The 25,466-nt window shown below is 71.7% G+C and carries 19 protein-coding genes; 7 read left to right on the top strand and 12 right to left on the bottom strand.

Annotated elements, in window-relative coordinates:
• Positions 1 to 15: 15 nt before the first annotated feature.
• From QE401_RS01370 to QE401_RS01350, 5 genes are all read right to left on the bottom strand, one after another.
• Positions 16 to 441: an OsmC family protein gene (locus QE401_RS01370; RefSeq protein WP_307136461.1), complete on the bottom strand. Its 426-nt coding sequence runs from the start codon at positions 439 to 441 to the stop codon at positions 16 to 18.
• Between the two features lie 99 nt (positions 442 to 540).
• Positions 541 to 852, bottom strand: coding sequence for an ArsR/SmtB family transcription factor (locus tag QE401_RS01365; protein ID WP_307136460.1), 312 nt, complete (start codon positions 850 to 852; stop codon positions 541 to 543).
• Positions 853 to 856: 4 nt separating this feature from the next.
• Entirely contained in the window at positions 857 to 1,738 is an 882-nt protein-coding gene (locus QE401_RS01360; protein ID WP_307136459.1) for an MBL fold metallo-hydrolase, read from the bottom strand.
• Positions 1,739 to 1,892: 154 nt separating this feature from the next.
• Positions 1,893 to 2,567 (bottom strand): nitroreductase, encoded by a 675-nt coding sequence (locus tag QE401_RS01355; protein ID WP_307136458.1) that lies wholly within the window; start codon positions 2,565 to 2,567, stop codon positions 1,893 to 1,895.
• Positions 2,568 to 2,675: 108 nt separating this feature from the next.
• On the bottom strand, positions 2,676 to 4,028 hold the full coding sequence (locus tag QE401_RS01350; protein ID WP_307136457.1) for a dicarboxylate/amino acid:cation symporter: 1,353 nt from the start codon (positions 4,026 to 4,028) through the stop codon (positions 2,676 to 2,678).
• Between the two features lie 258 nt (positions 4,029 to 4,286).
• Here QE401_RS01350 and QE401_RS01345 point away from each other — a divergent pair, with 258 nt between their 5' ends.
• Together QE401_RS01345 and QE401_RS01340 are read left to right on the top strand one after the other, a co-directional pair.
• Positions 4,287 to 6,116 carry an ATP-binding protein gene (locus tag QE401_RS01345; protein ID WP_307136456.1) on the top strand — a complete coding sequence of 610 codons (1,830 nt, stop codon included), beginning with the start codon at positions 4,287 to 4,289 and terminating at the stop codon, positions 6,114 to 6,116.
• The gene (locus tag QE401_RS01340) at positions 6,116 to 7,468 is read left to right on the top strand and encodes a sigma-54-dependent transcriptional regulator (RefSeq protein ID WP_307136455.1); all 1,353 of its coding nucleotides are present in this window, start codon (positions 6,116 to 6,118) and stop codon (positions 7,466 to 7,468) included. The genes QE401_RS01345 and QE401_RS01340 overlap by 1 nt, the downstream gene beginning before the upstream one ends.
• A gap of 19 nt (positions 7,469 to 7,487) precedes the next feature.
• Here the strand turns inward: QE401_RS01340 and QE401_RS01335 are convergent, their stop codons facing one another.
• Genes QE401_RS01335 through QE401_RS01325 form a run of 3 tightly spaced genes read right to left on the bottom strand, consistent with a single transcriptional unit; the run spans position 7,488 to position 14,076 of the window.
• Complete coding sequence (locus QE401_RS01335; protein ID WP_307136454.1) at positions 7,488 to 8,066, bottom strand: class I SAM-dependent methyltransferase; 579 nt, start codon at positions 8,064 to 8,066, stop codon at positions 7,488 to 7,490.
• Complete coding sequence (locus tag QE401_RS01330; protein WP_307136453.1) at positions 8,059 to 8,955, bottom strand: FkbM family methyltransferase; 897 nt, start codon at positions 8,953 to 8,955, stop codon at positions 8,059 to 8,061. The genes QE401_RS01335 and QE401_RS01330 overlap by 8 nt, the downstream gene beginning before the upstream one ends.
• A 27-nt stretch (positions 8,956 to 8,982) precedes the next feature.
• Complete coding sequence (locus QE401_RS01325; RefSeq protein ID WP_307136452.1) at positions 8,983 to 14,076, bottom strand: heme utilization protein; 5,094 nt, start codon at positions 14,074 to 14,076, stop codon at positions 8,983 to 8,985.
• Between the two features lie 583 nt (positions 14,077 to 14,659).
• On the opposite strand from QE401_RS01325, the gene QE401_RS01320 reads away from it, so the two are divergent.
• The 5 genes from QE401_RS01320 (at position 14,660) to QE401_RS01300 (ending at position 23,134) form a co-directional block, all read left to right on the top strand.
• A complete protein-coding gene (locus tag QE401_RS01320; RefSeq protein ID WP_307136451.1) occupies positions 14,660 to 16,801 on the top strand; it encodes a peptidase domain-containing ABC transporter in 2,142 nt (713 codons plus the stop codon).
• Positions 16,765 to 18,213 (top strand): HlyD family type I secretion periplasmic adaptor subunit, encoded by a 1,449-nt coding sequence (locus QE401_RS01315; protein ID WP_307136450.1) that lies wholly within the window; start codon positions 16,765 to 16,767, stop codon positions 18,211 to 18,213. The genes QE401_RS01320 and QE401_RS01315 overlap by 37 nt, the downstream gene beginning before the upstream one ends.
• Positions 18,214 to 18,343: 130 nt before the next feature.
• Positions 18,344 to 19,318 (top strand): UDP-glucuronic acid decarboxylase family protein, encoded by a 975-nt coding sequence (locus tag QE401_RS01310; protein ID WP_307136449.1) that lies wholly within the window; start codon positions 18,344 to 18,346, stop codon positions 19,316 to 19,318.
• A 13-nt stretch (positions 19,319 to 19,331) separates the two neighbouring features.
• Positions 19,332 to 21,305: an O-linked N-acetylglucosamine transferase, SPINDLY family protein gene (locus QE401_RS01305; RefSeq protein ID WP_307136448.1), complete on the top strand. Its 1,974-nt coding sequence runs from the start codon at positions 19,332 to 19,334 to the stop codon at positions 21,303 to 21,305.
• Positions 21,302 to 23,134, top strand: coding sequence for an O-linked N-acetylglucosamine transferase, SPINDLY family protein (locus tag QE401_RS01300; RefSeq protein WP_307136447.1), 1,833 nt, complete (start codon positions 21,302 to 21,304; stop codon positions 23,132 to 23,134). The genes QE401_RS01305 and QE401_RS01300 overlap by 4 nt, the downstream gene beginning before the upstream one ends.
• A 7-nt stretch (positions 23,135 to 23,141) precedes the next feature.
• On the opposite strand, the gene QE401_RS01295 is transcribed toward QE401_RS01300, so the two are convergent.
• From QE401_RS01295 to QE401_RS01280, 4 genes are all read right to left on the bottom strand, one after another.
• Positions 23,142 to 23,342, bottom strand: coding sequence for a hypothetical protein (locus tag QE401_RS01295; RefSeq protein WP_307136446.1), 201 nt, complete (start codon positions 23,340 to 23,342; stop codon positions 23,142 to 23,144).
• A gap of 125 nt (positions 23,343 to 23,467) precedes the next feature.
• Positions 23,468 to 24,139, bottom strand: coding sequence for a 3-oxoacid CoA-transferase subunit B (locus QE401_RS01290; RefSeq protein ID WP_307136445.1), 672 nt, complete (start codon positions 24,137 to 24,139; stop codon positions 23,468 to 23,470).
• Positions 24,136 to 24,813, bottom strand: coding sequence for a 3-oxoacid CoA-transferase subunit A (locus QE401_RS01285; protein WP_307136444.1), 678 nt, complete (start codon positions 24,811 to 24,813; stop codon positions 24,136 to 24,138). Before QE401_RS01285 ends, QE401_RS01290 begins: the two co-directional genes overlap by 4 nt.
• A 90-nt stretch (positions 24,814 to 24,903) precedes the next feature.
• Complete coding sequence (locus QE401_RS01280; protein WP_307136443.1) at positions 24,904 to 25,329, bottom strand: PaaI family thioesterase; 426 nt, start codon at positions 25,327 to 25,329, stop codon at positions 24,904 to 24,906.
• Positions 25,330 to 25,466: the final 137 nt, after the last annotated feature.

The raw sequence follows: 25,466 nt of genomic DNA, 5'->3' as shown, positions 1-25,466 counted from the left end.
GCCAGGCCCGATTCGTCAGGCCAGGCTGGCGTCCAGCGTGATCTCGGCCTTGAGCAGCTTGGAGACGGGGCAGCCCGCCTTGGCTTTGCCGGCCAGCTCCTGGAACTGCTCCGGCGTGGCGCCGGGCACGCTGCCCTTCAGCACCAGATGCACGGCGGTGATGGCGAAGCCATTCTCCTGCTTCTCCAGCGAGACCGTCGCCCTGGTGTCCAGCCGATCGGCCTTCAGCCCGGCCTGCTCCAGGATCAGCGACAGCGCCATGCTGAAGCAGGCGGCATGGGCGGCACCGACCAACTCCTCCGGATTGCTGCCCGGCTTGCCCTCGAAGCGGGTGGCGAAGCCATAAGGGTAGGCGGAGAGCGCGCCGCTCTCGGTCGAGATCTCGCCCTTGCCGTCCTTGATCCCGCCCTGCCAGACGGCGCTGCCATGCTTCTTGATCATGCTGTTCTCCGTGGAGTGGTTGCACCCGGGGGAGAATGCCCCAAGGCGCGGAAGGATGCCTGCCTGGCCGCGGCCGCCCCCCGACCGTGCCAGGCGCCATCAGCCACGCGGCTGCTCCCCGGCGCAGAACAGCCGCCGCAGGCTGTGGAGGAAGGCGGCGACGCGGTCATCGGCCAGGCGGTAGAACACCGCCTTGCCGGCGCGCCGGGTGGCCACCAGCCCCGCCGCGCGCAGCCCCGCCAGCTGCTGCGACAGGCCGGGCTGGCGGATGTCGAGCAGGACCTCCAGCTCGCCCACCGCCCGCTCGCCCTCGACCAGCGCGCAGGCGATCAGCAGCCGGTCGCGATGCGCGAGGCTCTTCAGGAAGGCGGTGGCCTCGGCGGCGCGCGGCGGCAGGGCGGCGGCGTCCATGGCGCTACGCCCAGGCCGCGCCGGGCAGCACGTCGAGCGGGATGGACAGGCAGCGCCGCCCGCCCGGCCCCGGCTCCGGCAGGCGGCCGCCGCGCAGATTCACCTGCAGCGCGTGCAGGATCAGCTTCGGCATCGGCAGGGTGCGGTCGCGCGCCTGGCGGGCGGCGACGAAGCTCGCCTCGTCGCGGTGGCGGGTCAGGTGGATGTTCTGGGCCTTCTGCTCGGCCACGCTGCTCTCCCAGCGCGGCGCGCGGCCGCCGGGGGCGTAGTCATGCCCGGTGAAGAGCCGCGTCGAATCGGGCAGGGCCAGGATCGCCTGGATCGAGCGCCACAGCGCCGCCGCGTCGCCGCCAGGGAAATCTGCCCGCGCCGTGCCGGAATCGGGCATGAACAGCGTGTCGTGGATGAAGGCGGCATCGCCCACCACGATGCTGACCGAGGCCAGCGTATGGCCGGGCGAATGCATCACCCGCGCCTGCAGCCCGCCGATGCGGAAGGTCTCGCCCGGCGCGAACAGCCGGTCCCAGTCATCGGCGCGGAAATGCCCCTCGGGAAAGCCATAGAGCCCGGCCCACAGCGCCTGCACCTCGGTCACCAGGGCGCCGGTGGCCATGGGCGCGCCGGTGCGCTGCTTCAGATAGGGGGCGGCGGAGAAATGGTCGGCATGCGGATGGGTGTCGAGGATCCAGACCGGGCGCAGCCCCCGCTCGGCGATGAAGTCCAGGATGCGATCAGCCTGGATCGTCGCGGTGGCGCCGGATTTCTCGTCGTAATCCCGCACCGGGTCGATGATGGCGCAGTCCCGCGTCGCCGGATCGGCCACCACATACTGGACGGAGCCGGTGCGCGCCTCGTGGAAGGCGGTGATCTCGGGGCGGGCGCTCATGCGGCGCGGCGCCCGGTGGCATGAAGGGCGGGCGCGTGCTGGCGGGTCATGGCGGGGGCTCCTTCCCGGCGCGGCCGGCCGCTCCGGCCCCGCCGGGCGGCAGGCTTGCATCAATTGCAAAGAATCGAAATCGTCTTCCCGAACATGGCGTGGCTCAGGCCTCGTGGAAGGTGGTGAAGGCCGCGGCCGGCTCGCGCTCCGACACCAGCCGGTTCACCGCCGCCGCGGGGTCGGCCCAGCCCAGCGCCATGCCGCAGACCACCATCTCGGCCTCCGGGATATCGAGCGCCTCGCGCAGCAGATGCGGGTAGTTGGCGAAGGCCGCCTGCGGGCAGGTGTCGAGGCCGAGGCCGCGCGCCGCCACCATCACCGATTGCAGGAACATCCCATAGTCAAGCCAGCTGCCCTGCTCCATGTCGCGGTCGATGGTGAAGATCAGCCCGACCGGCGCGCCGAAGAAGCGGTAGTTCAGCCCTTCCTGGCGCATCCCGCCCTCGCGGTCGCCGCGCTGCACACCCGCCAGCTCATAGAGTTTCCAGCCCACGGCGCGCCGCCGCTCCAGATAGGGGGAGCGCCATTGCCTCGGGTAGTACTGGTATTCGCGCCGCGGCGCCTCGCCGGCGGCATGCGCGGCGGAGAGCCGGTCGCAGAGCCGGGTGAGCGCCGCGCCGGTCAGGGCGTGCAGCTTCCATGGTTGGATGTTGCTGCCGCTGGGGGCGCGGGCGGCGGTGTCGAGGATGCGCAGCAGCGTCTCGCGCGGCACCGGGCGCGGCAGGAAGGCGCGCACGCTGCGCCGGCTGGTGATCGCCTCGAGGGCGGCTTCGCTCATGGCTGTCTCTCCCTGTCGCCGCCCAGGCTGCCATGGCGGCCGGCCATGCAAAAGGGCCCGGGGGAGCGTCTCCCCCGGGCCCCGTCCCGCCCCTACCGGGGCGATGGCTCACTCGGCCGGCTGCATCACCGGGCCGCCGAGCACCGGCGCGTCGATCTCCTCGCGCGGCAGCGGGCGGCCGGCCATGGCGGCATCCAGCCGCTCCTTGTCCAGCTCGCCCTCCCAGCGGGCGACGACGATGGTGGCCACCGCATTGCCGACCAGGTTGGTCAAAGCGCGGCACTCGGACATGAAGCGATCGATGCCGAGGATCAGCGCCATGCCGGCGACCGGCACGGAGGGCACGACGGAGAGGGTGGCGGCGAGCGTGATGAAGCCGGCGCCGGTGATGCCGGCCGCGCCCTTGGAGGAGAGCATGGCCACCAGCAGCAGCAGCACCTGGTCCCAGAGCGAGAGCTGGATGCCGCAGGCCTGGGCGATGAACAGCGCCGCCATCGTCATGTAGATGTTGGTGCCGTCCAGGTTGAAGCTGTAGCCGGTGGGCACCACCAGCCCGACCACCGACTTCTTGGCGCCGGCGCGCTCCATCTTCTCCATCAGCGTCGGCAGCGCGGCTTCCGAGGAGGAGGTGCCGAGCACCAGCAGCAGCTCCTCCTTGATGTAGCGGATCAGCGCCAGGATGGAGAAGCCATTGTAGCGGGCGACGGCGCCGAGCACGACCAGCACGAAGAGCAGCGAGGTGATGTAGAAGGTGGCGATCAGCAGCGCCAGATTGGCGATGGAGCCGATGCCGTAGCGGCCGATGGTGAAGGCCATGGCGCCGAAGGCGCCGATCGGGGCGGCCTTCATCAGGATCGCCACCAGCTTGAACATGCCGGCCGAGGCGGAGTGGAACAGCTTCATCAGCGGCTCCGCCTTCTCGCCCACCGCGGCCAGCGCGATGCCGAGCAGCACGGAGAAGAACAGCACCTGCAGGATGTCGCCGGAGGCGAAGGCGCTGACCGGCGAGGCCGGGATGATGTTCATCAGGAAGCCGGTGATCGTCGTCTCATGCGCGCGGGCGGCGTAGCCGGAGACGGCGGAGGCATCGAGCGTCGCCGGGTTGATGTTCAGCCCCGCGCCCGGCTGGATGACATTGCCGGTGATCAGGCCGACGATCAGCGCCAGGGTCGAGAAGACCAGGAAGTAGAGCATCGCCTTGCCGGCGACGCGCCCGACCTTGCCGAGGTCGCGCACACCGGCGATGCCGGTGACGACGGTCAGGAAGATCACCGGCGCGATCACCATCTTCACCAGCTTGATGAAGGCGTCGCCCAGCGGCTTCATGTCCGCGCCGGTCTGCGGGTAGAAATGGCCGAGCAGGATGCCGGCCGCGATGGCCACCAGCACCTGCACATAGAGATGCTGATAGAACCGCTTGGGCGAGGACGGGGCCGCCGTCGCCAGATCCAGAGACGCCATGGACGTTCCTCCACCAGGGCCACGCCCTTTCCGGGGCGGCCATACCGATCAGAAAAGCCTGTCCGCACGCGGCGGAGCTGGCCCTTCCATGGCAAGCGCGATGCCAGCCGAAACGCGCCCGGAGGAGATTTCTAACTCTTTGGTCTTATACATCTTTGCATTGCAGCATTCCCAGAGACGGCCCGGTGTCTGTGTGGATTTCCACACAGGGGCGGCGCCGCGGGTGCGGGAATCCGCCCAGGCCGGGCGGGGGGCGGCATGAGGCGGGGCCTGCGCCCGGGCTGGCCCAGACGGGCCGGGCTGCTGCTGGCCGCGCTGCTGCTGCTGCTGGCGCTGGACCGGCTGGCGGTGACCCTGGCCGGCCGCGTGGCGCTGGCCGATCTGGAGGGTGCCTCCCGCGCCGCCGCCGGGCTGCGCGCCGCCGTGCTGCGCGCCGAGATCGACAAGCAGCGCAGCCTGCCGGTGATCCTGGCGCAGGACCCCGATCTGCGCCTGGCGCTGGAAAGCCGCGACCCGGAGCGGCTGGCGACGCTGAACGCCAAGCTGGAGGCGCTGAGCGCCGGCACCCGCAGCGCCGTGCTCTACGCGCTGGATGCCGGGGGGCTGACCCTGGCGGCCAGCAATTGGCGCCTGCCGGACAGTTTCGTCGGCAGCGACTACGCCTTCCGCCCCTATTTCCACGACGCCCTGGCCGAGGGCGCGGCCGAGCATTTCGCCCTCGGCACCGTCAGCCACCGCCCCGGCCTCTACCTCTCCCGCCGGGTGGAGGGGGCCGCCGGCCCGCTCGGCGTCATCGTGGTCAAGGCCGAGTTCGACGCGGTGGAGGAGGCCTGGTCGCGCGCGCCCGAGCCGGTGCTGGCCACCGATCCGCGCGGCATCGTCACGGTGACCAGCGTGGCCGACTGGCATTTCCGCATGACGCAGCCGCTGGAGGAGGCCGAGCAGCGGGCCATCCGCGACAGCCTGCAATTCGGCGAGGCGCCGCTGCTGCCGCTCGGCCTGCGCCCGGCCGCCCTGCCCGGCCTGCCGGCGCTGGTGCGACCCAGCCCGGTGCCGGCCGATTCGCATGTGCCGCCCGGCCCCTTCCTGGCGGTGCGGGAGGCGGTGCCGGGCACCGGCTGGATGCTGACCCTGCTGGCCCCGGTGCAGCCGGCGCTGGAGCCGGCCCGGCTGGCGGCGCGGGCCACCGCCTGGGCGCTGGGCGGCGCGGCGCTCGGCCTGCTGGTGCTGGCGCTGCGCCGGCAGCGGAGGCTGCGCGATGAGCGCGCCCGCGCCCAGGCCCGCCGCACCGCGCTGGAGGCCGAGGTGGCGCAGCGCACCGCCGAGCTGCGCGCCGCCAATGCCGAGCTGCGCGACGAGGTGGAGGAGCGCCGCCGCGCCGAGGCCGCGCTGATGCGGCTGCGCGACGAGCTGGGCCAGGCCAACCGGCTGGCGGTGCTGGGCCAGATCACCGCCAGCGTGGCGCATGAGATCAACCAGCCGGTCGCCGCCATCCGCAGCTTCGCCGACAATGCCGCGCTGCTGGCCGAGCGCGGCGACAGCCACGCCGCGCGCCGCGCCATGGGCACCATCGCGACGCTGACCGAGCGGATCGGCGCCATCACCGCCGGGCTGCGCGGCTTCGCCCGCAAGAGCACCGGCGAGACGCGGCCAGAGCCGGTGCGCGGCGCCATCGAGGGCGCGCTGCTGCTGCTCGGCCACCGGCTGCGCCAGCACGGCATCGCGGTGGAGCTGGCCATCGCGGGCGAGCCGTTGGTGCGGGCCGAGCGGGTGCGGCTGGAGCAGATCCTGGTCAACCTGGTGCAGAACGCCATCGAGGCGCTGCAGGACCAGCCGGAAGGCCGCATCGCCATCGGCGCCGCGGCGGAGGGCGGGCGGGTGCGCATCCGCGTCGCCGACAATGGCCCCGGCCTGGCGCCCGCCGTGCGGCAGGCGTTGTTCATGCCCTTCACCACCACCAAATCCGCTGGGCTGGGGCTGGGTCTGGTGATCTCGCGCCAGATCGCCGCCGATCTCGGCGGCACGCTTGACGCGCCGGAGACTGCATCCGGCGCCATGTTCGTGCTGGAGCTGGAGCTGGCCGCCTGATGGATGTGCTGTTCGTCGACGATGATGCGATGCTGCGCGAGGCCAATCTGCAGAGCTTCGCGCTCGCCGGGCTGGAGGCGATGGCCGTGCCCTCCGCCGCGCGAGCGCTGGAGGTGGTGGACGACGCCTTCCCCGGCGTGGTGGTGACCGATATCCGCATGCCCGGCATGGACGGGCTGGCGCTGTTCCGCCGGCTGCGGGCGGCCGATGACGGGCTGCCGGTCATCCTGATCACCGGCCATGGCGACATCCCCATGGCGGTGGCGGCGATGCGCGACGGCGCCTTCCACTTCCTGCCCAAGCCCTATCCGGCGGAGCAGCTGGTCACCTCGGTGCGGCACGCGCTGGAGCAGCGGCGGCTGGTGCTGGAGAACCGGCGCCTGTCGCGCGCCGTGGCGCTGGCCGAGGGCGACAGCACGCTGCTGGGCGCCGCCCCCGCCATGGAGCGGCTGCGCGCCACGCTGCGGCAGATCGCCGACACCGATGTCGATGTGCTGGTCGAGGGCGAGACCGGCAGCGGCAAGGATGTGGTGGCCGGCGCCCTGCATCGCTGGAGCCGCCGCGCCCACCGCCCCTTCGTGGCGCTGAATTGCGGCGCGCTGCCCGAGAGCGTGATGGAGAGCGAGCTGTTCGGCCATGAGGCCGGCGCCTTCACCGGCGCGCAGAAGCGCCGCGTCGGCCGCATCGAGCATGCCGATGGCGGCACGCTGTTCCTCGACGAGATCGAGGCGATGTCGCCCGCCATGCAGGTGAAGCTTCTCCGGGTTCTGGAAAGCCGCGAGATCGCGCCGCTCGGCACCAATGAGGTGCGGCGGCTGGATCTGCGCGTCGTCGCCGCCACCAAGCTGCCCTTGCTGGAGCTGGTGAAGCGCGGCGGCTTCCGCGAGGATCTCTATTACCGCCTGCATGTGGTGACGCTGCGCGTGCCGCCGCTGCGCGAGCGGCGCGAGGATGTGCCGCTGCTCTTCGCGCATTTCCTGGAGCGCGCGGCGCGCCGCTTCGGGCGCGAGGCGCCGGCGCTGGACGCCGCGCTGCGGGCGCATCTGGCGCAGCATGACTGGCCCGGCAATGTGCGCGAGCTGACGCATTTCGCCGAGCGTGTGGCGCTCGGCCTGGCCGCGCCGCCAGCGGAGACCGCAGCGCCGGCGCTGCCCGAGGCCTCGCTGGCCGAGCGGGTCGATGCCTATGAGGCGCTTCTGCTGCGCCAGGCGCTGGCCGAGCATGGCGGCGCGGTGCAGCCGGTGCTGGAGGCGCTGCGCCTGCCGCGCAAGACCTTCTACGACAAGCTGCGCAAGCACGGCATCGAGGCGCAGGAATACCGCGCCGAGCGCAAGGGCGCCGGGGAGCCCTAGCCCCGGCGCGGCGCCGCGGTCAGGCGGTCAGCCAGGCCGTGGCCCAGAGGGCGAATTTGCCGTCGCGCACCACCCGCACCAGCGGGAAGCCGGCCCCGCGCAGCGCCGCTTCCAGCGTGCGCGCGGTGAAGCCGGTGCGGTGGCCCATGAAGCCATTGCCCTGCGCCAGCGAGGCGTTGTGGCCATAGATCATGTCGAGCGGCGTGATCGGCCCCATGGGCGACATGTAGGCGGGGTCGCCCAGGCGATCCTGCGCCACCAGCTCCGCCACCTGCTGCAGATCCGGCAGGGTGATCAGCACGAAGCCGCCCGGCTTCAGCACCCGGCGGAACTCGGCGAAGGCCAGCGGCACCTCATGCGGGTAGAGATGCTCGACATTGTGCGAGGACCACACCGCATCCACCGAACCCGCGGCGACCTCGCCCATCTCGGTGATCGAGGCGATGATGTCGGGCTCAACCCCCGGGTCGATGTCGAGCCGCAGCTCGCGCCATTCGCCGGCGGGGAAAAACTCGGCCGGCAGCTTGGCCGGGTTGGCCAGGCCGCAGCCGACATGCAGGACGGTGCGGAGCTGCGCCTCGAGCGCGGTGTCAGGCATGGGCATGTTGCTCCATCGGTGCGGGATTTTGCCGCAGCTTCTCGAAATAGGTGGGGGCGAGGTGGCCGCCCTGCCGGCGATCATGCTCGCCCAGCAGATGCAGCACCACGTCGTAGGATTGGTAGCAATCGTGCAGGATCGCGGCCATGGCGAGGATCTGCCGCGCGGTCAGCTCTTCCGGCCGGGTGAAATCGCGCAGGAACAGCCCATCCGCCCAGACAAGCTGGCTGAGCCCGGCATAGATGTCCTGGTTCACCAGCATCGGCCGCAGCGTGCGGCTGACGATGGGGAAGAAGCGGTGGAAGATGAAGCCCTGGCTGCGCAGATAGCGCTCCACATCGCTGAACAGCGGCTGGCCGCGATAGAGCGGCAGGAACTCCACCTCGGCCTGCACCACCACCGCGTCGCGCAGCCGCGCCTCGGCATGCTGCAGCACCATCAGCTCGGCGCCCTGGATGTCGAGCTTCAGCAGATCGGCGCCGGCGGTCTCCGGCACATCGTCCAGCCGCACCGTCTGGATCTCCTCCCGCCCCAGCACGGTGCCCCAATCGGGGAAGCCGTGGAACAGGCCGAGGATCGCCGGGTCCGGCTCCAGCAGCGAGGTCATGCCGGGCGCCTGGCAGAGATGCAGCACATGCCGCCCGCCATCGCCCACCGCATGCGGGAAGTAGCGCTCCAGCGGCCCCTTGCGGGCATCGAGCACCGCCAGCGCCTCGGGGTTGGGCTCGAAGCCCACCACCTCGGCATCGCCCCGGCGCAGCATGCCGATATAGGGCGGCTCGGAATCGATCGGGTTGGCGCCGATATCGATTACCTTCACCCGCACCCTCCCGGCCGGCAGGGCAGGCCCCGCCAGCTGGTTGAAGCTCGCCGGACCGCCCTCGCCCATCGCCATCCTGCCCTTGCCCCGCCGCGCTTACAGGAACAGCGCGCTGACCTGGCTGGCCGTCATCGCGCCGATCTGGGTGGTCGTGAAGGCCGCGGTCTGCACGCTGGTCAGCGCCGCGATGTCCTGCGTCTCCAGCCCGCCGATCTGCGTCGTGGTCAGCGCCGCCAGCTGCGTGGTCTTGAGGCCCAGCATCTGGGTGGTGGTCAGCGCGGTGATCGCCGTGCTGGTCAGCGCCGCCACCTGCGTCGTGCTCAGCGCGCCCAGATTGGCGGTACCGAGCCCGGCCACCTGGGTGGTGCTCAGCGCCGCCATGGCAGTGGTGCCGAGCCCGGCCAGCTGCGTCGTGCTCAGCGCGTTCAGCTGGGCGATTCCGAGGCCACCGATCTGCGTCGTCGTCAGCGCCGCAAGGTCGGTCGTCTCCAGCCCGCGCAGCTGCGCGGTGCCGAGGCTGCCGATCTGCGTCGTCGACAGGGCACCGATCTGCGTCGTGGTGAGCGCACCGACCTGGGTCGAGGTGAGACCGCGCAGCTGCGCGGTGCTCAGCACACCGACATCGGTCGATTCCAGGCCCACCAGCTGGGTGGTGCTCAGCGCCCCCAGCTGCGCCGAGGTCAGGCCCGCCATCTGCGTCGTCGTCAGCGCCGCCAGATCGGTCGTCTCCAGCCCGCGCACCTGCGCCGTGCTCAGCGCGCCCAGCTGCGAGGCCGACAACCCGCCGATCTGCGTCGTCGTCAGCGCCGCCATCTGCGTCGTCGTCAGGCCGCTCAGCTGATTGGTCGCCAGCGCTCCCACCTGCGTGGTGCTCAGCGCCCCCAGCTGCGTCGTGGTCAGCGAACCCAGCTGCGCCGAAGTCAGCCCGCGCACCTGCGTCGTGCTCAGCACCGCAAGGTCCGTCGTCTCCAGGCCGCGCAGCTGCGCCGTGCTCAGCGCCGCCACCTGGGTCGAGCTCAGACCACCCACCTGCGTTGTCGTCAGCGCCGCAACCTGCGTGGTGTTCAGGCCCGCCAGCTGCGCCGCCGCCAGGCTGCCCAGCTGCGTGCTCGACATCGCGCCCAGCTGCGTCGTGGTCAGCGCCGCAACCTGCGCCGAGCTCAGGCCCCGCAGCTGCGTCGTGTTCAGCACGCCGACATCGGTCGATTCCAGACCCGCCACCTGCGTGGTCGTCAGCGCCCCCAGCTGCGCCGAGGTCAGGCCCGCCATCTGCGTCGTCGTCAGCGCCGCCAGATCGGTCGTCTCCAGACCGCGCATCTGCGCCGTGCTCAGCGCGCCCAGCTGCGAGGCCGACAACCCGCCGATCTGCGTCGTCGTCAGCGCCACCACCTGCGTCGTTGTCAGGCCGCTCAGCTGGTTCGTCGCCAGCGCCCCCACCTGCGTGGTGCTCAGCGCGCCGAGCTGCGTCGTGGTCAGCGAGCCCAGCTGCGCCGAAGTCAGCCCGCGCACCTGCGTCGTGCTCAGCACCGCCAGGTCCGTGGTCTCCAGGCCGCGCAGCTGCGCCGTGCTCAGCGCCGCGACCTGGGTCGAGCTCAGCCCCGCCACCTGGGTCGTCGTCAGCGCCGCCACCTGCGTGGTGTTCAGGCCCGCCAGCTGCGCCGCCGCCAGGCTGCCCAGCTGCGTGCTCGACATCGCGCCCAGCTGCGTCGTGGTCAGCGCCGCAACCTGCGCCGAGCTCAGGCCGCGCAGCTGCGTCGTGTTCAGCACACCGACATCGGTCGATTCCAGACCCGCCACCTGCGTGGTCGTCAGCGCGCCCAGCTGCGCCGAGGTCAGGCCCGCCATCTGCGTCGTCGTCAGCGCCGCAAGGTCGGTCGTCTCAAGCCCGCGCACCTGCGCCGTGCTCAGCGCGCCCAGTTGCGAGGCCGAGAGGCCGCCGATCTGCGTCGTCGTCAGCGCCGCCACCTGCGTCGTCGTCAGGCCGCTCAGCTGGTTCGTCGCCAGCGTCCCCACCTGCGTGGTGCTCAGCGCGCCGAGCTGCGTCGTGGTCAGCGAACCCAGCTGCGCCGAGGTCAGGCCGCGCACCTGCGTCGTGCTCAGCACCGCCAGGTCGGTCGTCTCCAGCCCCCGCAGCTGCGCCGTGCTCAGCGCCGCGACCTGGGTCGAGCTCAGACCACCCACCTGGGTCGTCGTCAGCGCCGCCACCTGCGTGGTGTTCAGGCCCGCCAGCTGCGCCGCCGCCAGGCTGCCCAGCTGCGTGCTCGACATCGCGCCCAGCTGCGTCGTCGTCAGCGCCGCGACCTGCGCCGAGCTCAGGCCCCGCAGCTGCGTCGTGTTCAGCACACCGACATCGGTCGATTCCAGGCCCGCCACCTGCGTCGTGGTCAGCGCCCCCAGCTGCGCCGAGGTCAGGCCCGCCATCTGCGTCGTCGTCAGCGCCGCCAGATCGGTCGTCTCCAGCCCGCGCATCTGCGCCGTGCTCAGCGCGCCCAGCTGCGAGGCCGACAACCCGCCGATCTGCGTCGTGGTCAGCGCCGCCACCTGCGTCGTCGTCAGGCCGCTCAGCTGGTTCGTCGCCAGCGCCCCCACCTGCGTGGTGCTCAGCGCCCCCAGCTGCGTCGTGGTCAGCGAACCCAGCTGCGCCGAGGTCAGGCCCCGCACCTGCGTCGTGCTCAGCACCGCAAGGTCCGTCGTCTCCAGGCCCCGCAGCTGCGCCGTGCTCAGCGCCGCCACCTGGGTCGAGCTCAGCCCCGCCACCTGCGTCGTCGTCAGCGCCGCCACCTGCGTGGTGTTCAGGCCCGCCAGCTGCGCCGCCGCCAGGCTGCCCAGCTGCGTGCTCGACATCGCGCCCAGCTGCGTCGTTGTCAGCGCCGCGACCTGCGCCGAGCTCAGGCCCCGCAGCTGCGCGGTGCTCAGCACGCCCACATCGGTCGATTCCAGGCCCGCCACCTGCGTCGTGGTCAGCGCCCCCAGCTGCGCCGAGGTCAGGCCCGCCATCTGCGTCGTCGTCAGCGCCGCAAGGTCGGTCGTCTCAAGCCCGCGCACCTGCGCCGTGCTCAGCGCGCCCAGCTGCGAGGCCGACAACCCGCCGATCTGCGTCGTGGTCAGCGCCGCCACCTGCGTCGTGGTCAGCCCGCTCAGCTGGTTGGTCGCCAGCGCTCCCACCTGCGTGGTGCTCAGCGCCCCCAGCTGCGTCGTGGTCAGCGAGCCCAGCTGCGCCGAGGTCAGGCCACGCACCTGCGTCGTGCTCAACACCGCAAGGTCCGTCGTCTCCAGCCCGCGCAGCTGCGCCGTGCTCAGCGCCGCGACCTGGGTCGAGCTCAGCCCCGCCACCTGCGTCGTCGTCAGCGCCGCCACCTGCGTGGTGTTCAGGCCCGCCAGCTGCGCCGCCGCCAGGCTGCCCAGCTGCGTGCTCGACATCGCGCCCAGCTGCGTCGTCGTCAGCGCCGCAACCTGCGCCGAGCTCAGGCCCCGCAACTGCGTCGTGTTCAGCACGCCCACATCGGTCGATTCCAGGCCCGCCACCTGCGTGGTCGTCAGCGCCCCCAGCTGCGCCGAGGTCAGGCCCGCCATCTGCGTCGTGGTCAGCGCCGCCAGATCGGTCGTCTCAAGCCCGCGCATCTGCGCCGTGCTCAGCGCGCCCAGCTGCGAGGCCGACAACCCGCCGATCTGCGTCGTCGTCAGCGCCGCCACCTGCGTCGTCGTCAGGCCGCTCAGCTGGTTCGTCGCCAGCGCCGCGACCTGGCTGGTGGCCAGCGCGCCGAGCTGCGTCGTGGTCAGCGAGCCCAGCTGCGCCGAGGTCAGGCCGCGCACCTGCGTCGTGCTCAGCACCGCAAGGTCGGTCGTCTCCAGCCCCCGCAGCTGCGCCGTGCTCAGCGCCGCGACCTGGGTCGAGCTCAGCCCCGCCACCTGGGTCGTCGTCAGCGCCGCCACCTGCGTGGTGTTCAGGCCCGCCAGCTGCGCCGCCGCCAGGCTGCCCAGCTGCGTGCTCGACATCGCGCCCAGCTGCGTCGTGGTCAGCGCCGCAACCTGCGCCGAGCTCAGGCCGCGCAGCTGCGTCGTGTTCAGCACACCGACATCGGTCGATTCCAGACCCGCCACCTGCGTGGTCGTCAGCGCCCCCAGCTGCGCCGAGGTCAGGCCCGCCATCTGCGTCGTCGTCAGCGCCGCAAGGTCGGTCGTCTCAAGCCCGCGCACCTGCGCCGTGCTCAGCGCGCCCAGCTGCGAGGCCGACAACCCGCCGATCTGCGTCGTCGTCAGCGCCGCCACCTGCGTCGTCGTCAGGCCGCTCAGCTGGTTCGTCGCCAGCGTCCCCACCTGCGTGGTGCTCAGCGCGCCGAGCTGCGTCGTGGTCAGCGAACCCAGCTGCGCCGAGGTCAGGCCGCGCACCTGCGTCGTGCTCAGCACCGCCAGGTCGGTCGTCTCCAGCCCCCGCAGCTGCGCCGTGCTCAGCGCCGCGACCTGGGTCGAGCTCAGACCACCCACCTGGGTCGTCGTCAGCGCCGCCACCTGCGTGGTGTTCAGGCCCGCCAGCTGCGCCGCCGCCAGGCTGCCCAGCTGCGTGCTCGACATCGCGCCCAGCTGCGTCGTCGTCAGCGCCGCGACCTGCGCCGAGCTCAGGCCCCGCAGCTGCGTCGTGTTCAGCACACCGACATCGGTCGATTCCAGGCCCGCCACCTGCGTGGTCGTCAGCGCGCCCAGCTGCGCCGAGGTCAGGCCCGCCATCTGCGTCGTGGTCAGCGCCGCCAGGTCGGTCGTCTCAAGCCCGCGCACCTGCGCCGTGCTCAGCGCGCCCAGCTGCGAGGCCGACAACCCGCCGATCTGCGTCGTGGTCAGCGCCGCCAGCTGGGTGGTGTTCAGCGTCGACATCTGGGTGTTGGCGAGCGCCGCCATCTGGCTGGTCGCCAGCGCGCCCAGCTGCGTCGTCGTCAGCGCGTTCAGCTGCGCCGAGGTCAGGCCGCGCATCTGCGCGGTGCTGAGCACCCCGATATCGGTGGATTCCAGCGCCGCCACCTGCGTCGTGCTCAGCACGCCGAGCTGCGTCGTGCTCAGCACGCCGATCTGCGTGGTGGTCAGCGCCGCCAGCTGCGTTGCCTTCAGCGCGGCCATGTCGGCGCTGCCGAGGGCGGCCACCGCGGTGGTGGTCAGGCTGGCGATCTGGGTGGTGGTCAGGTTGGCAATGACGGACATGATCGGTTCACTCGCCCGGAGGGTCGGATGGCGGCGTTAGACGGCGGCAGCGTGGGCGCCCCGGGGGGGGCGCTGCGCGGCTCGGATCGGGGGATCGTCATCCGGCGCGGCCCGCAACGGGCCGCCGGCCTGGCGCCATCCTGTCCGGACGGAAACGCCGCAGGGCGAGGCCTGCGGCTGGCGGGGCAGGTCGATGAGGCTCGGCGTCTTCTGTCGCCGGCGGCAGGACTGCAACGGGGCCAAGACCCTCTCCACTTGCCCGCCCGCGTTCTTGGGCTTGTCCGACCGGATTCTTCGGCGGTTTGCGCAGGCAGCCCCCAACAGGGAGCGGCCGGGCGAGAGGGCGGTACCTTTTGAACCGGCCTCCTCGACCCGCCTGGACCCTCGCCCAGGATCATTAACCGTTCATCAACCGGCCGGAACGGCCCCCTGGCCGCGCGGCCCCGGCGGCACAAGGCTTTCCGGCCCGGCGCCGCCGCGGTGGAAATGGTTAATGGACAGGCAACATGGCGCTGCTTTCCTGCCAGCCTTCCCGACCGCCTGGGCAAGAGGCCCGGCTTGAGCAAAACGCACGGATCCGGCCTTGGCACCTGAACTGACCGCGCTGCGGTGCCTCTTCCTGCTGGCCATGCATCATGGCCGGCCGCTTGCGGCCGAGGACATGCCGCAGCCCGTCGCCGGCGATATGAGCCGCGCCCTGCTGCAGGGCCTGCGCAAGGTGGGGCTGGAGGGCCGGGTGCTGGCCCGCTGCCGCTTCGACAAGGCCGCCGGCCTCGGCACCGCCTACCCGGCCCTGGCGCGCCGGCCGGATGGCAGCTGGTTCATCCTCATCAACATGGTGCCCGCCGCCGAGGGCGGGCTGCTGGTCGCCCTGCTGGACCCGAGGGCGGAGCAGGAAGGCGTCACCCTGGTCAGCCGCGAGCGCTTCGAGGCGCAATGGGACGGCACGCTGCTGCTCTGCCGCCCCTCCCGCGCGCTGACCGAGGAGAACCAACCCTTCGGCTTCCGCTGGTTCATCCCCGAGATCCTGCGCCATCGCAGCCTGTTCCAGGGCGTGGCCATGGCGGCGATCATGGCGAACCTGATCAGCTTCGCCATCCCGCTGCTGTTCCAGGTGCTGATCGACAAGGTCATCGCGCATCATTCCTATCGCAGCCTCGGCGCCATCGTGGCGATCTTCCTGCTGCTGGTGCTGTTCGACGGGCTGTTCGGCTATGCCCGCCAGCGGCTGATGCTGCTGGCCAGCAACAAGATCGATGCCAGGCTCAGCTCGCGCACCTTCCGCCACCTGCTCGGCCTGCCGCTGCATTTCTTCGAGAGCAACACCGCCGGCGTGCTGGCCCGCCATCTGCAGCAGACCGAGAAGCTGCGGCATTTCCTGACCGGCCGCCTGTTCCAGACCCTGCTCGACGCCGCCGCCCTGCCGGTGCTGATCCTGCTGCTCTGCCTCTATAGCGGGGTGCTGACGGCGGTGGTGCTGGGCTTCTCCATCGCCATCGCCATCGTCATCGGCGCCATGGTGCCGAGCTTCCGCGGCCGGCTCGACCGGCTCTACGCCACCGAGGGCGCCCGCCAGGCCTATCTGGTGGAGACGCTGCACAGCATCCGCGCGGTGAAGTCGCTGGTGCTGGAACCGGCGCGCGAGCGCGCCTGGGATGACCGCCTGGCCGAGGCGATGCGCCAGCACGCCGCGGTCGGGCGCATCGGCGCCGCCGGCAATGTGCTGACCACCGGCCTTGAGAAGATGATGCAGATCGCGGTGCTCGGCACCGGGGCGCTGCTGGTCTTTGACGGGCAGCTCAGCATCGGCGCGCTGGTCGCCTTCAACATGCTCTCCGGCCGCGTCACCGGTCCGCTGGTGCAGATCGTCGCCCTGATCAACGAGTATCAGGAGGCGGCGCTCTCGGTGCAGATGATGGGCACGGTGATGAACACGCCCCCCGAGCGCCAGGGCCAGGACCGCCGCGCCCGCCCGCCCATCGCCGGCGCGCTCGACTTCCAGAAGGTCGGCTTCCGCTATCCCGGCGCCGCGCTTCCGGCGCTGCAGGATGTTTCTTTCAGTGTGGCGCAGGGGCAGGTGCTGGGCGTGGTCGGCCGGTCGGGCTCGGGCAAGACGACGCTGACGCGGCTGATCCAGGCCATCCACCTGCCGCAGGAAGGGCTGATCCAGCTCGACGGCATGGATCTGCGGCAGATCGAGCTGTCGCATCTGCGCCGCCATGTCGGCGTGGTGCTGCAGGACAATCTGCTGTTCCGCGGCAGCATCCGCGACAATATCGCCGCCGCCCGCCCCGACGCGTCGCTGGAGGAGGTGGTGCAGGCCGCGCGCCTGGCCGGCGCCGACGAGTTCATCGCCCGCCTGCCGCTTTCCTACGACACGCTGGTGGAGGAGAATGCGGCGAATTTCTCCGGCGGCCAGCGCCAGCGCCTGGCCATCGCCCGCGCCCTCATCACCCGCCCGCCGCTGCTGATCTTCGACGAGGCGACCAGCGCCCTCGACCCGGAAAGCGAGGCGATCATCCAGCGCAACCTGGCCGAGATTGCCCGCGGGCGCACCATGGTCATCGTCTCCCACCGCCTGGCCTCGCTGGTCATGGCGGATGCCATCCTGGTGCTGGACCAGGGCCGCGTGGTGGATTGCGCCCCCCATGCCGTGCTGCTTGAGCGCTGCGAGATCTACCGGCACCTATGGCAACAGCAGACGCATTTCCTGCAGCCGGCCTGAGCCGCGCGGCCGCCGCGCCGCCGCTCTGGACCCGCCTTCGCCACCGGCTGCGCCGGCCGCGCCCGGCCGCGCCGCGCCCGCTGGCGCCCGAGGCGGTCGAGTTCCAGGAGCCGCTCGAGCAGGTGATCGGCGAGCGGCCGCCACCCTGGCTGCGCGGCCCGCATCACCTGGCGGCGCTGCTGCTGCTGGCGCTGGTCCTCGCCGCCGCGCTGCTGCGCACCGATATCGTGGTGACGGCGACGGGCCGGCTGGCCACCGACGGCCCGCCCCTGGTGCTGCAGCCGCTGGAGCGCAGCGTCATCCGCGAGATCCGTGTCCGCCCCGGCGATGCCGTGCAGCGCGGCCAGGTGCTGGCGGTGCTCGACCCGACCTTCGCCCGCGCCGACCGCGCCGCGCTGGAGGCGCAGCGCCGTCAGGCGCGCGCCGAGCAGGCGCGGCTGGAGGCCGAGCTCGCCGGCCAGCCTCTGCCGCTGCCCGCCGCGCCGGGCATGGAGGAGCTGCTGCAGGCCACATTGCACGCGCAGCGCCAGGCGCAATACACTGCAAGGCTGCGCGGCTTCGATGAGGAGATCGGCAGCCAGGAGGCGGCCTTGCGCGGCACCCGCGAATCGCTCGCCCTGCTGGCCGGGCAGCTGGCGCTGGCCGGCGAGGTCGAGGGCGTGCGCGCCCGGCTGATGGAAAGCCAGGTCGGCTCGCGGCTGAACTATCTGGGCGCGCGCAGCCAGCGTCTGGCGGCCGAGCAGGAGCACAGCGCCGCGCAGAACCGCGCCACGGAATTGCAGCACAATCTGGAGGCGCGCCGCGCCGCGCGGCAGGCCTTCCTCGACGAATGGCGGCGCGACCTGCTGGAGTCGCTGCTGCGCGCCCGCGCCGAGCTGGCGCGGCTGGAGGAGGCGCTGACCAAAGCCGCGCGCATCGACGAGCTGACCCTGCTGACCGCGCCGGAGGATGGCGTGGTGCTGGAAGTGGCGCGCCGCTCCGCCGGCTCCGTGCTGCGCGAGGCCGAGCCGCTGGTGACGCTGGTGCCGGCCGGCAGGCCGCTGATCGCCGAGATCACCCTGGCCTCGGCCGATATCGGCTATCCGCATCCGGGCGATGCGGTGGTGCTGAAGGTCGACGCCTTCCCCTATCAGCGGCACGGCACGCTGCAGGGCCGGCTGCGCAGCATCGCGCAGGATTCCTACGCCCCCGGCCTGCCCGCCGGCAGCGATACCGCCTCCGCCGGCGGCGCCGTGGTGCATCGCGGCCAGGTCGAGATCCTCACCCCCCGCCTGCCCGGCATGCCGGAGGCGGCGCGGCTGATCCCCGGCATGAGCCTGAGCGCCGAGATCCAGGTCGGCACCCGCTCCCTGCTCTCCTTCTTCCTGGAGCCGCTGACCCGCGGCCTGCAGGAGGCGGTGCGGGAGCCTTGAACAACGCCGCAAAGCAGGGGAAGGAAGGGCGGGGGCCGGGTGGTGCCGGCGCCCGGCCGGGCCCCACTCGCCGCCCGGCGGCGGAACGACCCCAGAGCGCGGCCGGGATGGCCGATGCGGAGAGGCCAGAATGAAGCGCGCGCACAAGCGGATCCTCGTCACCGGCGGCGCCGGCTTCCTCGGCTCGCATCTCTGCGAGCGGCTGCTGGCGCGCGGCGACGACGTGCTCTGCGTCGACAACTTCTTCACCGGCTCGCGCGACAACATCCTGCATCTGCTCGGCCATCCGCGCTTCGAGCTGATGCGCCACGACGTCACCTTCCCGCTCTATGTCGAGGTGGACGAGATCTACAACCTGGCCTGCCCGGCCTCCCCGGTGCACTACCAGCGCAACCCGGTGCAGACCATCAAGACCGCGGTGCATGGCGCCATCAACATGCTGGGCCTGGCCAAAAGGCTGGACGCCAAGATCCTGCAGGCCTCGACCTCGGAGGTCTATGGCGACCCCTCGGTGCATCCGCAGCCCGAGGAGTACCGCGGCAATGTCAACCCGATCGGCCCACGCTCCTGCTACGACGAGGGCAAGCGCTGCGCGGAGACGCTGTTCTACGACTATCACCGGCAGAACCGCGTCAATATCCGCGTCGCGCGCATCTTCAACACCTATGGCCCGCGCATGCACCCGAACGATGGCCGGGTGATCTCCAACTTCATCGTGCAGGCGCTGCGCGACGAGCCCATCACCCTGTTCGGCGAGGGCACGCAGACCCGTTCCTTCTGCTATGTCGATGACCTGATCGAGGGTCTGATGCGGCTGATGGACGCGCCGGACGAGGTCACCATGCCGGTCAATATCGGCAATCCGGGCGAGTTCACCATCCGCGAACTGGCCGAGATCACCCGCCGCCTGACCGGCACCGAAGCGCCGCTGGTGCACCGCCCGCTGCCGGCGGACGACCCGATGCAGCGCTGCCCCGACATCACCCGCGCCCGCCAGCTGCTGGGCTGGGAGCCGCGCATCGCGCTGGAGGAAGGGCTGACCCGCACCATCGCGCATTTCCGCGCGACGCTCGGCCTCGACGCCGCCGACGCCCCGGCCGGCTGAGGCGGTGACCGGCATGGAAAGCGCCGCGGCCGTGGGTGCCCTGTTCGCCGCCGCGCAGCGCCGGACCGAGGCCGGCGATGTGGCGGGCGCGCTGGCGCTCTACCAGGACTACATCGCGCAACATCCGCAGGATCCGCTGCTGCACGCGGTGCGCTTCAACCAGGGCGTGCTGCTACAGCAGCTGGGCGACCTCGCCCATGCGGCGCAGGCCTTCGGCGAGGCCATCCAGCGCGCACCCGGCTTCGTGCCGCCCTATATCAATCTCGGCAGCATCCATGAGCGGCTGGGCAGCGGCGAATCGGCGCTGGCGCATTGGCACCAGGCCGCCGCCCTGCTGGGCGCCGTCACCGGCGAGGCGGTGGCCTGGAAGGCCGCGGCGCTGAAGCAGAGCGCGCGTCTCCTGGAAGACAGCAAGCGCCTGGCCGAGGCCGAGGCGGCGCTGCTCGCCATCCTGCAGCTGCAGCCGCAGCAGCGCGACGTGGCGCAGCATTGGGTGGCGCTGCGGCAGCGGCAATGCCGCTGGCCCGTGCTGGCCGGCGCGCCCGGGGGCCACTCCCCCGCCGCGCTGAAGGCGCTGATGGCGCCGCTCAGCCTCGCCACCTACACCGACGACCCGCTGCTGCAGCTGGCCGGCGCCTGGTCCAACACGCGGCAGGAAGCCGGGCTGCCACGGCATTGCCTGGCGCTGGAGGATTTCGACCGCGCGCCACGCGCCGGCCGGCGGCTGCGCATCGGCTATCTCTCCTCCGACCTGCGCGCCCATGCCATCGGCTTCCTGATGGCCGAGATGTTCGGCCTGCACGACCGCGACCGCTACGAGATCCACGCCTATTACTGCGGCATCCCGGCCGAGGATGCGATCAAGCAGCGCATCCGCGCGCAGGTCGAGCATTGGCACGACATCACCCCGCTGGACGATGATGCGGCGCTGGCGCTGATGCGTGGCCATGGCATCGACATCCTGATCGACATCAACGGCCATACGCGTGGCGGCCGTGCCGCGCTGCTGGCGCGGCGGCCGGCGCCGGCCATCGTCAACTGGCTGGGCTTCCCGGGCAGCATGGGCAGCCCTTTCCACCACTACATCATCGCCGATGAGGTGATCATCCCGCCGGGGCAGGAGCATCTCTACACCGAGGCGGTGCTGCGCCTGCCCTGCTACCAGCCGAATGACCGCGCCCGCATCGTCGCCGCCGCGCCGCCCGGCCGCGCCGAGGCCGGGCTGCCGGAGAAGGCCACGGTGTTCTGCGCCTTCAACGGGCCGCAGAAGATCACCCCCTTCGGATTCGCGCGCTGGATGCGCATCCTGCACGCCGTGCCGGACAGCGTGCTCTGGCTGCTGAAGGCGAGCGAGGAGGTGGATATCCGGCTGCGCGAACTGGCCGCCGCCGCGCGCATCGATCCGGCGCGGCTGGTCTTCGCGCCGATGGCCGGCAATGCCGAGCATCTGGCGCGCTACGCGCTGGCCGATCTGTTCCTCGACACCGCGCCCTATGGCGCGCACACCACCGCCTCCGACGCGCTGTGGATGGGCGTGCCGGTGCTGACGGCGCCCGGGCGCTGCTTCGCCTCCCGCGTCTGCGCCAGCCTGGTGCGGGCCGCCGGCCTGCCCGAGCTGGTCTGCGCGGATGGCGAGGCCTATGTCGAACGCGCCGTCGCCCTCGGCCGCGACCGCCCTGCCCTGGCGGCGCTGCGCGAGAGATTGCTGGCCGCGCGCGGAACCTCGCTGCTGTTCGACACGCCGCTGCTGGTGCGCAGCCTGGAAGCGCTGTTCGAGCAGATCTTGCAAGATATCGAGCAGGGCCGCCTGCCGCAGCCGGAGCTGACCAATCTTCCCGTCTATCTCGAGATCGGCGCCGCGCTCGACCATGAGTCGCAGGAATTCGGCGCAGGCGTGGAGGCGGAAACGCTGTATCGCGAGGCGCTGCGCGAGCGGCATCGCTACAGCCCGCTGCCCGCCGATTCCCGCCTGTGGCAGGGCGCATGAGCGCGAACCCCGCCGAGGCCTGGCTGCTGGCGCGGCTTGGACGAGAGCTGCCGGCCGAGGAAGCCGCGCAGCGCCAGGCGCTGCTCTCCGGCCTGCCGCTGGAAACCTTGCTGGGACTGGCCGAGCGCGTGCCGGCGCCGCTGCCGCCGCTGTTCCGCATCTGCCTCTATCGCGACTGGATCCTGGCCAATCCGGAGGCGCCGCAGCGCCCGGCCGCCTGGTTCAATCTCGGCGTCGAATGGGCGCAGGAGGGTGACAAGGCCAAGGCCGCCAGCGCCTATCAGCAGGCCCTCGCCCTGCGGCCGGATTTCCATCCGGCGGCGGTCAATCTCGGCCTGTCGCTGGAGGCGCAGGGCCAGGCGGAGGCCGCGCTGGCGGTGTGGGACAGCGCGTTGCAGCCGGATGCCGCGCGCACCGCGCTGCTGAACCATCGCGGCCGTCTGCTGGAGGAAAGCGGGCGATTGGAGGAGGCGGAGCGCACCCTGTTCCGCAGCCTGCTGACCGACCCGGCACAGCCCGATGTCATCCAGCATTGGAGCCATCTGCGGCAGAAGATCTGCGCCTGGCCGCTGCTGCCCGAACTGCCCGGCCTGCCGCGCGAGACGCTGGTGCTGAATTCCGGCCCGCTCGGCGCACTGGCGCTGCTGGAGGACCCGGCGGAGCAGGCGCGTATCGGCGCGCATTGGCTGGCGCGCAAGATCGCCCCCGCACCGCGCCGGCTGAGCCCGGAGCAGGGCTATCGCCATGCGCGCATCCGGCTGGGCTACATGTCCTCCGATTTCTGCCGCCATGCGATGAGCTTCCTGATCGCCGAGCTGCTGGAGCGGCACGACCGCACGCAATTCGAGGTGTTCGGCTATTGCTCCAGCCCCGAGGATGGCAGCCCGGTCAGGCAGCGCGTGCTGGCGGCGCTGGACCATTGCGTGCTGGCACGCGGCATGGACGATGCGGCGCTGGCCGAGCGCATCCGCGCCGATGAGATCGATATCCTGATCGACCTGAATGGCATGACGCGCGGTGCGCGGCTGCACACGCTGCGCTGGAAGCCGGCGCCGGTGCAGCTCACCTATCTCGGCTATATCGGACCGGTGCCGCTGCCCGAGCTGGATTATTTGCTCTGCGACGATTACGTCATCCCGCCAGCGCAGGCCAGCGACTACGCGCCGCGGCCGCTGCCGCTGCCCGGCGTGTATCAGGCGAATGACGGGCGCGAGCCGGTGCTGCCCGCCGTCTCCCGCGCCGAGGAAGGCCTGCCCGAGAACGGCTTCGTCTTCTGCTGCTTCTGCGGTGCCTACAAGATCACGCCGGAAATCTTCGCCGCCTGGACCGACATCCTGCGGCAGGTGCCGCATGCGGTGCTGTGGCTGGCGGTGGATGATCCGACGGCGCGGCGCAACCTGACCGAGGCGGCCCTGGCGGCTGGCGTCGCGACGCAGCTGATCTTCGCGCGCCGTGTCGAGCCGGAGCGCTATCTGGCGCGCATGGCGCTGGCGGATCTGTTCCTCGACACCAGCCCCTACAATGCCGGCACGGTGGCCAGCGACGCGCTGCGCATGGGTCTGCCGCTGCTGACGCTGTCGCAGCGCTCCTTCGCCTCGCGCATGGCAGGCAGCCTGCTGCGGGCCGTCGGCCTGCCGCAACTGGCCGTCACGCATCTCGCCGATTACGTGACCGAGGCGGTGTCGATCGCCAACACGCCGGAGCGGCAGGCGACGCTGCGCGCCGCGCTGGCCGGCGACGCCTGGCGCAACAGCCTGGGCGACGCCGCCGGCTTCACCGCCAGGCTGGAGGCAGTGCTGCACAGCATCCGCCTGCAACCACCCGGATAGCCAGGGTTCAGGCGGTGCGCGTCTTCTCGCGACGCTCCGCCGGGCGCTGGCCGAGCGCCTGCTCCACCCGCGCGATCATGCGCTGCAGGCCGGAGAGGCGGCCGGTGCTGGCCGGCGGCTGGCCGGTGCCGAGCGTGTGGGAGATATGCTGCCGCCGCGCCTCGAGCGCGGAGCGGCGCAGCATGCGCAGCTTGTCCATATCCGACATGGGGATTCCTCCGGTTCTTGTGCCGCCCATCTGAGCGCATCCGCGGCCAAGGGCAAGAGCGCTGCGAGGATGGCCGCCATGCCGCCAGCTGCGGGCGGTGCGGCCTTCCCGCCAGGGCTCGCCCGTCACCCCAGCAGGGGCTGCATGGCACCCGGAATCAGCCGCGCCTCGGTGCGGGCCTGCAGTTCCTCGAAGCTGAGGCCTGGCAGGATCTCCTCCACCAGCAGCCCCGCTTCCGTCACGGCCAGCAGGGCGAGATTGGTGAAGACGCGCTTCACCACCCCGCGCGCCGTCAGCGGGTAATGGCATTCGCGCAGGATGCGGGGCGCGCCGTCGCGGGCATTGTGCTCCATCATCACCCAGATCTGCCGCGCGCCGACGGCGAGATCCATGGCACCGCCCACCGCCGGGATGCCATCCCCCGCGCCCGTGCTCCAATTCGCCAGGTCGCCGCGCTCCGACACCTGGAAGGCGCCGAGGACGGAGATGTCGAGATGCCCGCCGCGCATCATGGCGAAGCTCAGCGAACTGTCGAAATAGCTGCCACCGGTGCGCAGCGTCACCGGCTGCTTGCCGGCATTGATCAGGTCCCAATCCTCCTCCCCCTGCGGCGGGCGCGGGCCGATATGCAGCACGCCATTCTCGCTGTGCAGGAAGATCTCGATGCCGTCCGGGATATGGTCCGGCACGCTGTCGGGCAGGCCGATGCCGAGATTGACGAAGGCGCCATCCGGCATGGCCCGGGCGACACGGCGGGCAATCTGCTCGCGGCTCAGGGGAAGGCTGTTCGGGGTCATTGCGGCGCCTCCCTGCGCACCACGCGGTCGACGAAGATGCCCGGCGTCACGACGCTTTCCGGATCCAGCGCGCCGAGTTCGACGAACTCCTCGACCTCGGCGACCACCAGCTTCGCCGCGGTGGCCATGGCCGGGGCGAAGTTGCGCGCCGTCCTGTTGTAGGTGAGGTTGCCGAGACGGTCCGCCTGCTTCCCGCGCAGCAGCGCGACATCGCCGGGCAGCGGCTTCTCGAAGACATGCTCGCGCCCGTCGATCAGCCGCGTCTCCTTGCCCTCGGCGAGCGCGGTGCCGGCACCGACGGGCGTGAAGAAACCACCGAGCCCGGCGCCGGCGCAGCGGATGCGCTCCACCAGCGTGCCCTGCGGCACCAGCTCCAGCTCGATCTTCCCGGCGCGGTAGAGGTCGCTGAAGCTGCTGGTGCTGTTCGCCTTGGATTTCGGGTAGGAACAGACCAGCTTGCGCACCTGCCCCGCCGCCAGCCACAGGCTGAGATCGGCCGTGGCGCTGCCGCCATTGTTGCAGACCACGGTCAGCTCCCGCAGCCCCGCCGCATGGATGGCGGCGATCAGCCCGAGCGGCGTGCCCGCGCCGCCGAAACCGCCCAGCAGGATGGTCGCGCCATCGCCGATGCCGGCGATGGCTTCCGCAAAACTCTCGACGCGCCGGTCCAGCATGGAATGCGCCGCCCCTCCCCTTCTGTGCCGGGCCGGTCGGGGCGCGTGCCCCGCCAGCCTCTTGGCTTTTGTGCCTGGCCGCCTTGCGGCTCAGCTGCCGCTCAGCAGCTTCCAGATGCCGTCGGCGGCCAGGATGTGGCGGTCGCCGACGCTGAGCACACCGCGCACGAAGACCACGCTGCGCGTGCGGCGCAGGATCTCGGCCCGCGCCTCGATGAAATCGCCCGGCTGGGCGGTGGCCAGGAAATGCGTGTTCAGCTGCATGGTGACGGCGGGCTGGCGGCCGGTTGCCTCCCACACCGTCATGCCCAGCGCATTGTCGGCCAGCGTCACCAGCAGCCCGCCATGCACGATGGCGCGGCCATTGGCGTGGTGCGGCTTGGTCTGCAGCCCATAGGCCCAGCCATCGCCCTCCTTGCGCGCCCAGAGCGGCCCGACCAGGTCGAGGAATTCATTGCCCGGCGCCAGGCGCCAACCGGCCGCCGCCGCACCCGTGGCCGGAGGGTCAGCCGGCATCGCTTGGCCTGTGGACGGGCATGGGCGTCTCCATCGCAATTCCGCTTCGCGGAATATCATTCCGCACTCCATGGCGAGTATGAGCCGGTGCCACAGGGCGTCAAGACAGGGCTGCCGCCGCAGGAGGCCGGTTCAAA

It is taken from the genome of Pseudoroseomonas cervicalis, assembly GCF_030818485.1.
Taxonomy (GTDB): Bacteria; Pseudomonadota; Alphaproteobacteria; order Acetobacterales; family Acetobacteraceae; genus Pseudoroseomonas; species Pseudoroseomonas cervicalis_A.
The sequence above is the reverse complement of the archived record's forward strand: the minus strand, read 5'-3'. Positions and strand labels throughout refer to the sequence as shown.

What these genes read in the sequence shown, in the direction of transcription:
- QE401_RS01285 (WP_307136444.1), bottom strand. Translation starts at nt 24,813, where the DNA reads ATGCTGGACCGGCGCGTCGAGAGTTTTGCGGAAGCCATCGCCGGCATC.
- QE401_RS01295 (WP_307136446.1), bottom strand. Translation starts at nt 23,342, where the DNA reads ATGTCGGATATGGACAAGCTGCGCATGCTGCGCCGCTCCGCGCTCGAG.
- QE401_RS01305 (WP_307136448.1), top strand. Translation starts at nt 19,332, where the DNA reads ATGGAAAGCGCCGCGGCCGTGGGTGCCCTGTTCGCCGCCGCGCAGCGC.
- QE401_RS01335 (WP_307136454.1), bottom strand. Translation starts at nt 8,066, where the DNA reads ATGCCTGACACCGCGCTCGAGGCGCAGCTCCGCACCGTCCTGCATGTC.
- QE401_RS01280 (WP_307136443.1), bottom strand. Translation starts at nt 25,329, where the DNA reads ATGCCGGCTGACCCTCCGGCCACGGGTGCGGCGGCGGCCGGTTGGCGC.
- QE401_RS01345 (WP_307136456.1), top strand. Translation starts at nt 4,287, where the DNA reads ATGAGGCGGGGCCTGCGCCCGGGCTGGCCCAGACGGGCCGGGCTGCTG.
- QE401_RS01340 (WP_307136455.1), top strand. Translation starts at nt 6,116, where the DNA reads ATGGATGTGCTGTTCGTCGACGATGATGCGATGCTGCGCGAGGCCAAT.
- QE401_RS01370 (WP_307136461.1), bottom strand. Translation starts at nt 441, where the DNA reads ATGATCAAGAAGCATGGCAGCGCCGTCTGGCAGGGCGGGATCAAGGAC.
- QE401_RS01350 (WP_307136457.1), bottom strand. Translation starts at nt 4,028, where the DNA reads ATGGCGTCTCTGGATCTGGCGACGGCGGCCCCGTCCTCGCCCAAGCGG.
- QE401_RS01300 (WP_307136447.1), top strand. Translation starts at nt 21,302, where the DNA reads ATGAGCGCGAACCCCGCCGAGGCCTGGCTGCTGGCGCGGCTTGGACGA.
- QE401_RS01315 (WP_307136450.1), top strand. Translation starts at nt 16,765, where the DNA reads ATGGCAACAGCAGACGCATTTCCTGCAGCCGGCCTGAGCCGCGCGGCC.
- QE401_RS01360 (WP_307136459.1), bottom strand. Translation starts at nt 1,738, where the DNA reads ATGAGCGCCCGCCCCGAGATCACCGCCTTCCACGAGGCGCGCACCGGC.
- QE401_RS01330 (WP_307136453.1), bottom strand. Translation starts at nt 8,955, where the DNA reads ATGGGCGAGGGCGGTCCGGCGAGCTTCAACCAGCTGGCGGGGCCTGCC.
- QE401_RS01365 (WP_307136460.1), bottom strand. Translation starts at nt 852, where the DNA reads ATGGACGCCGCCGCCCTGCCGCCGCGCGCCGCCGAGGCCACCGCCTTC.
- QE401_RS01355 (WP_307136458.1), bottom strand. Translation starts at nt 2,567, where the DNA reads ATGAGCGAAGCCGCCCTCGAGGCGATCACCAGCCGGCGCAGCGTGCGC.
- QE401_RS01310 (WP_307136449.1), top strand. Translation starts at nt 18,344, where the DNA reads ATGAAGCGCGCGCACAAGCGGATCCTCGTCACCGGCGGCGCCGGCTTC.
- QE401_RS01325 (WP_307136452.1), bottom strand. Translation starts at nt 14,076, where the DNA reads ATGTCCGTCATTGCCAACCTGACCACCACCCAGATCGCCAGCCTGACC.
- QE401_RS01290 (WP_307136445.1), bottom strand. Translation starts at nt 24,139, where the DNA reads ATGACCCCGAACAGCCTTCCCCTGAGCCGCGAGCAGATTGCCCGCCGT.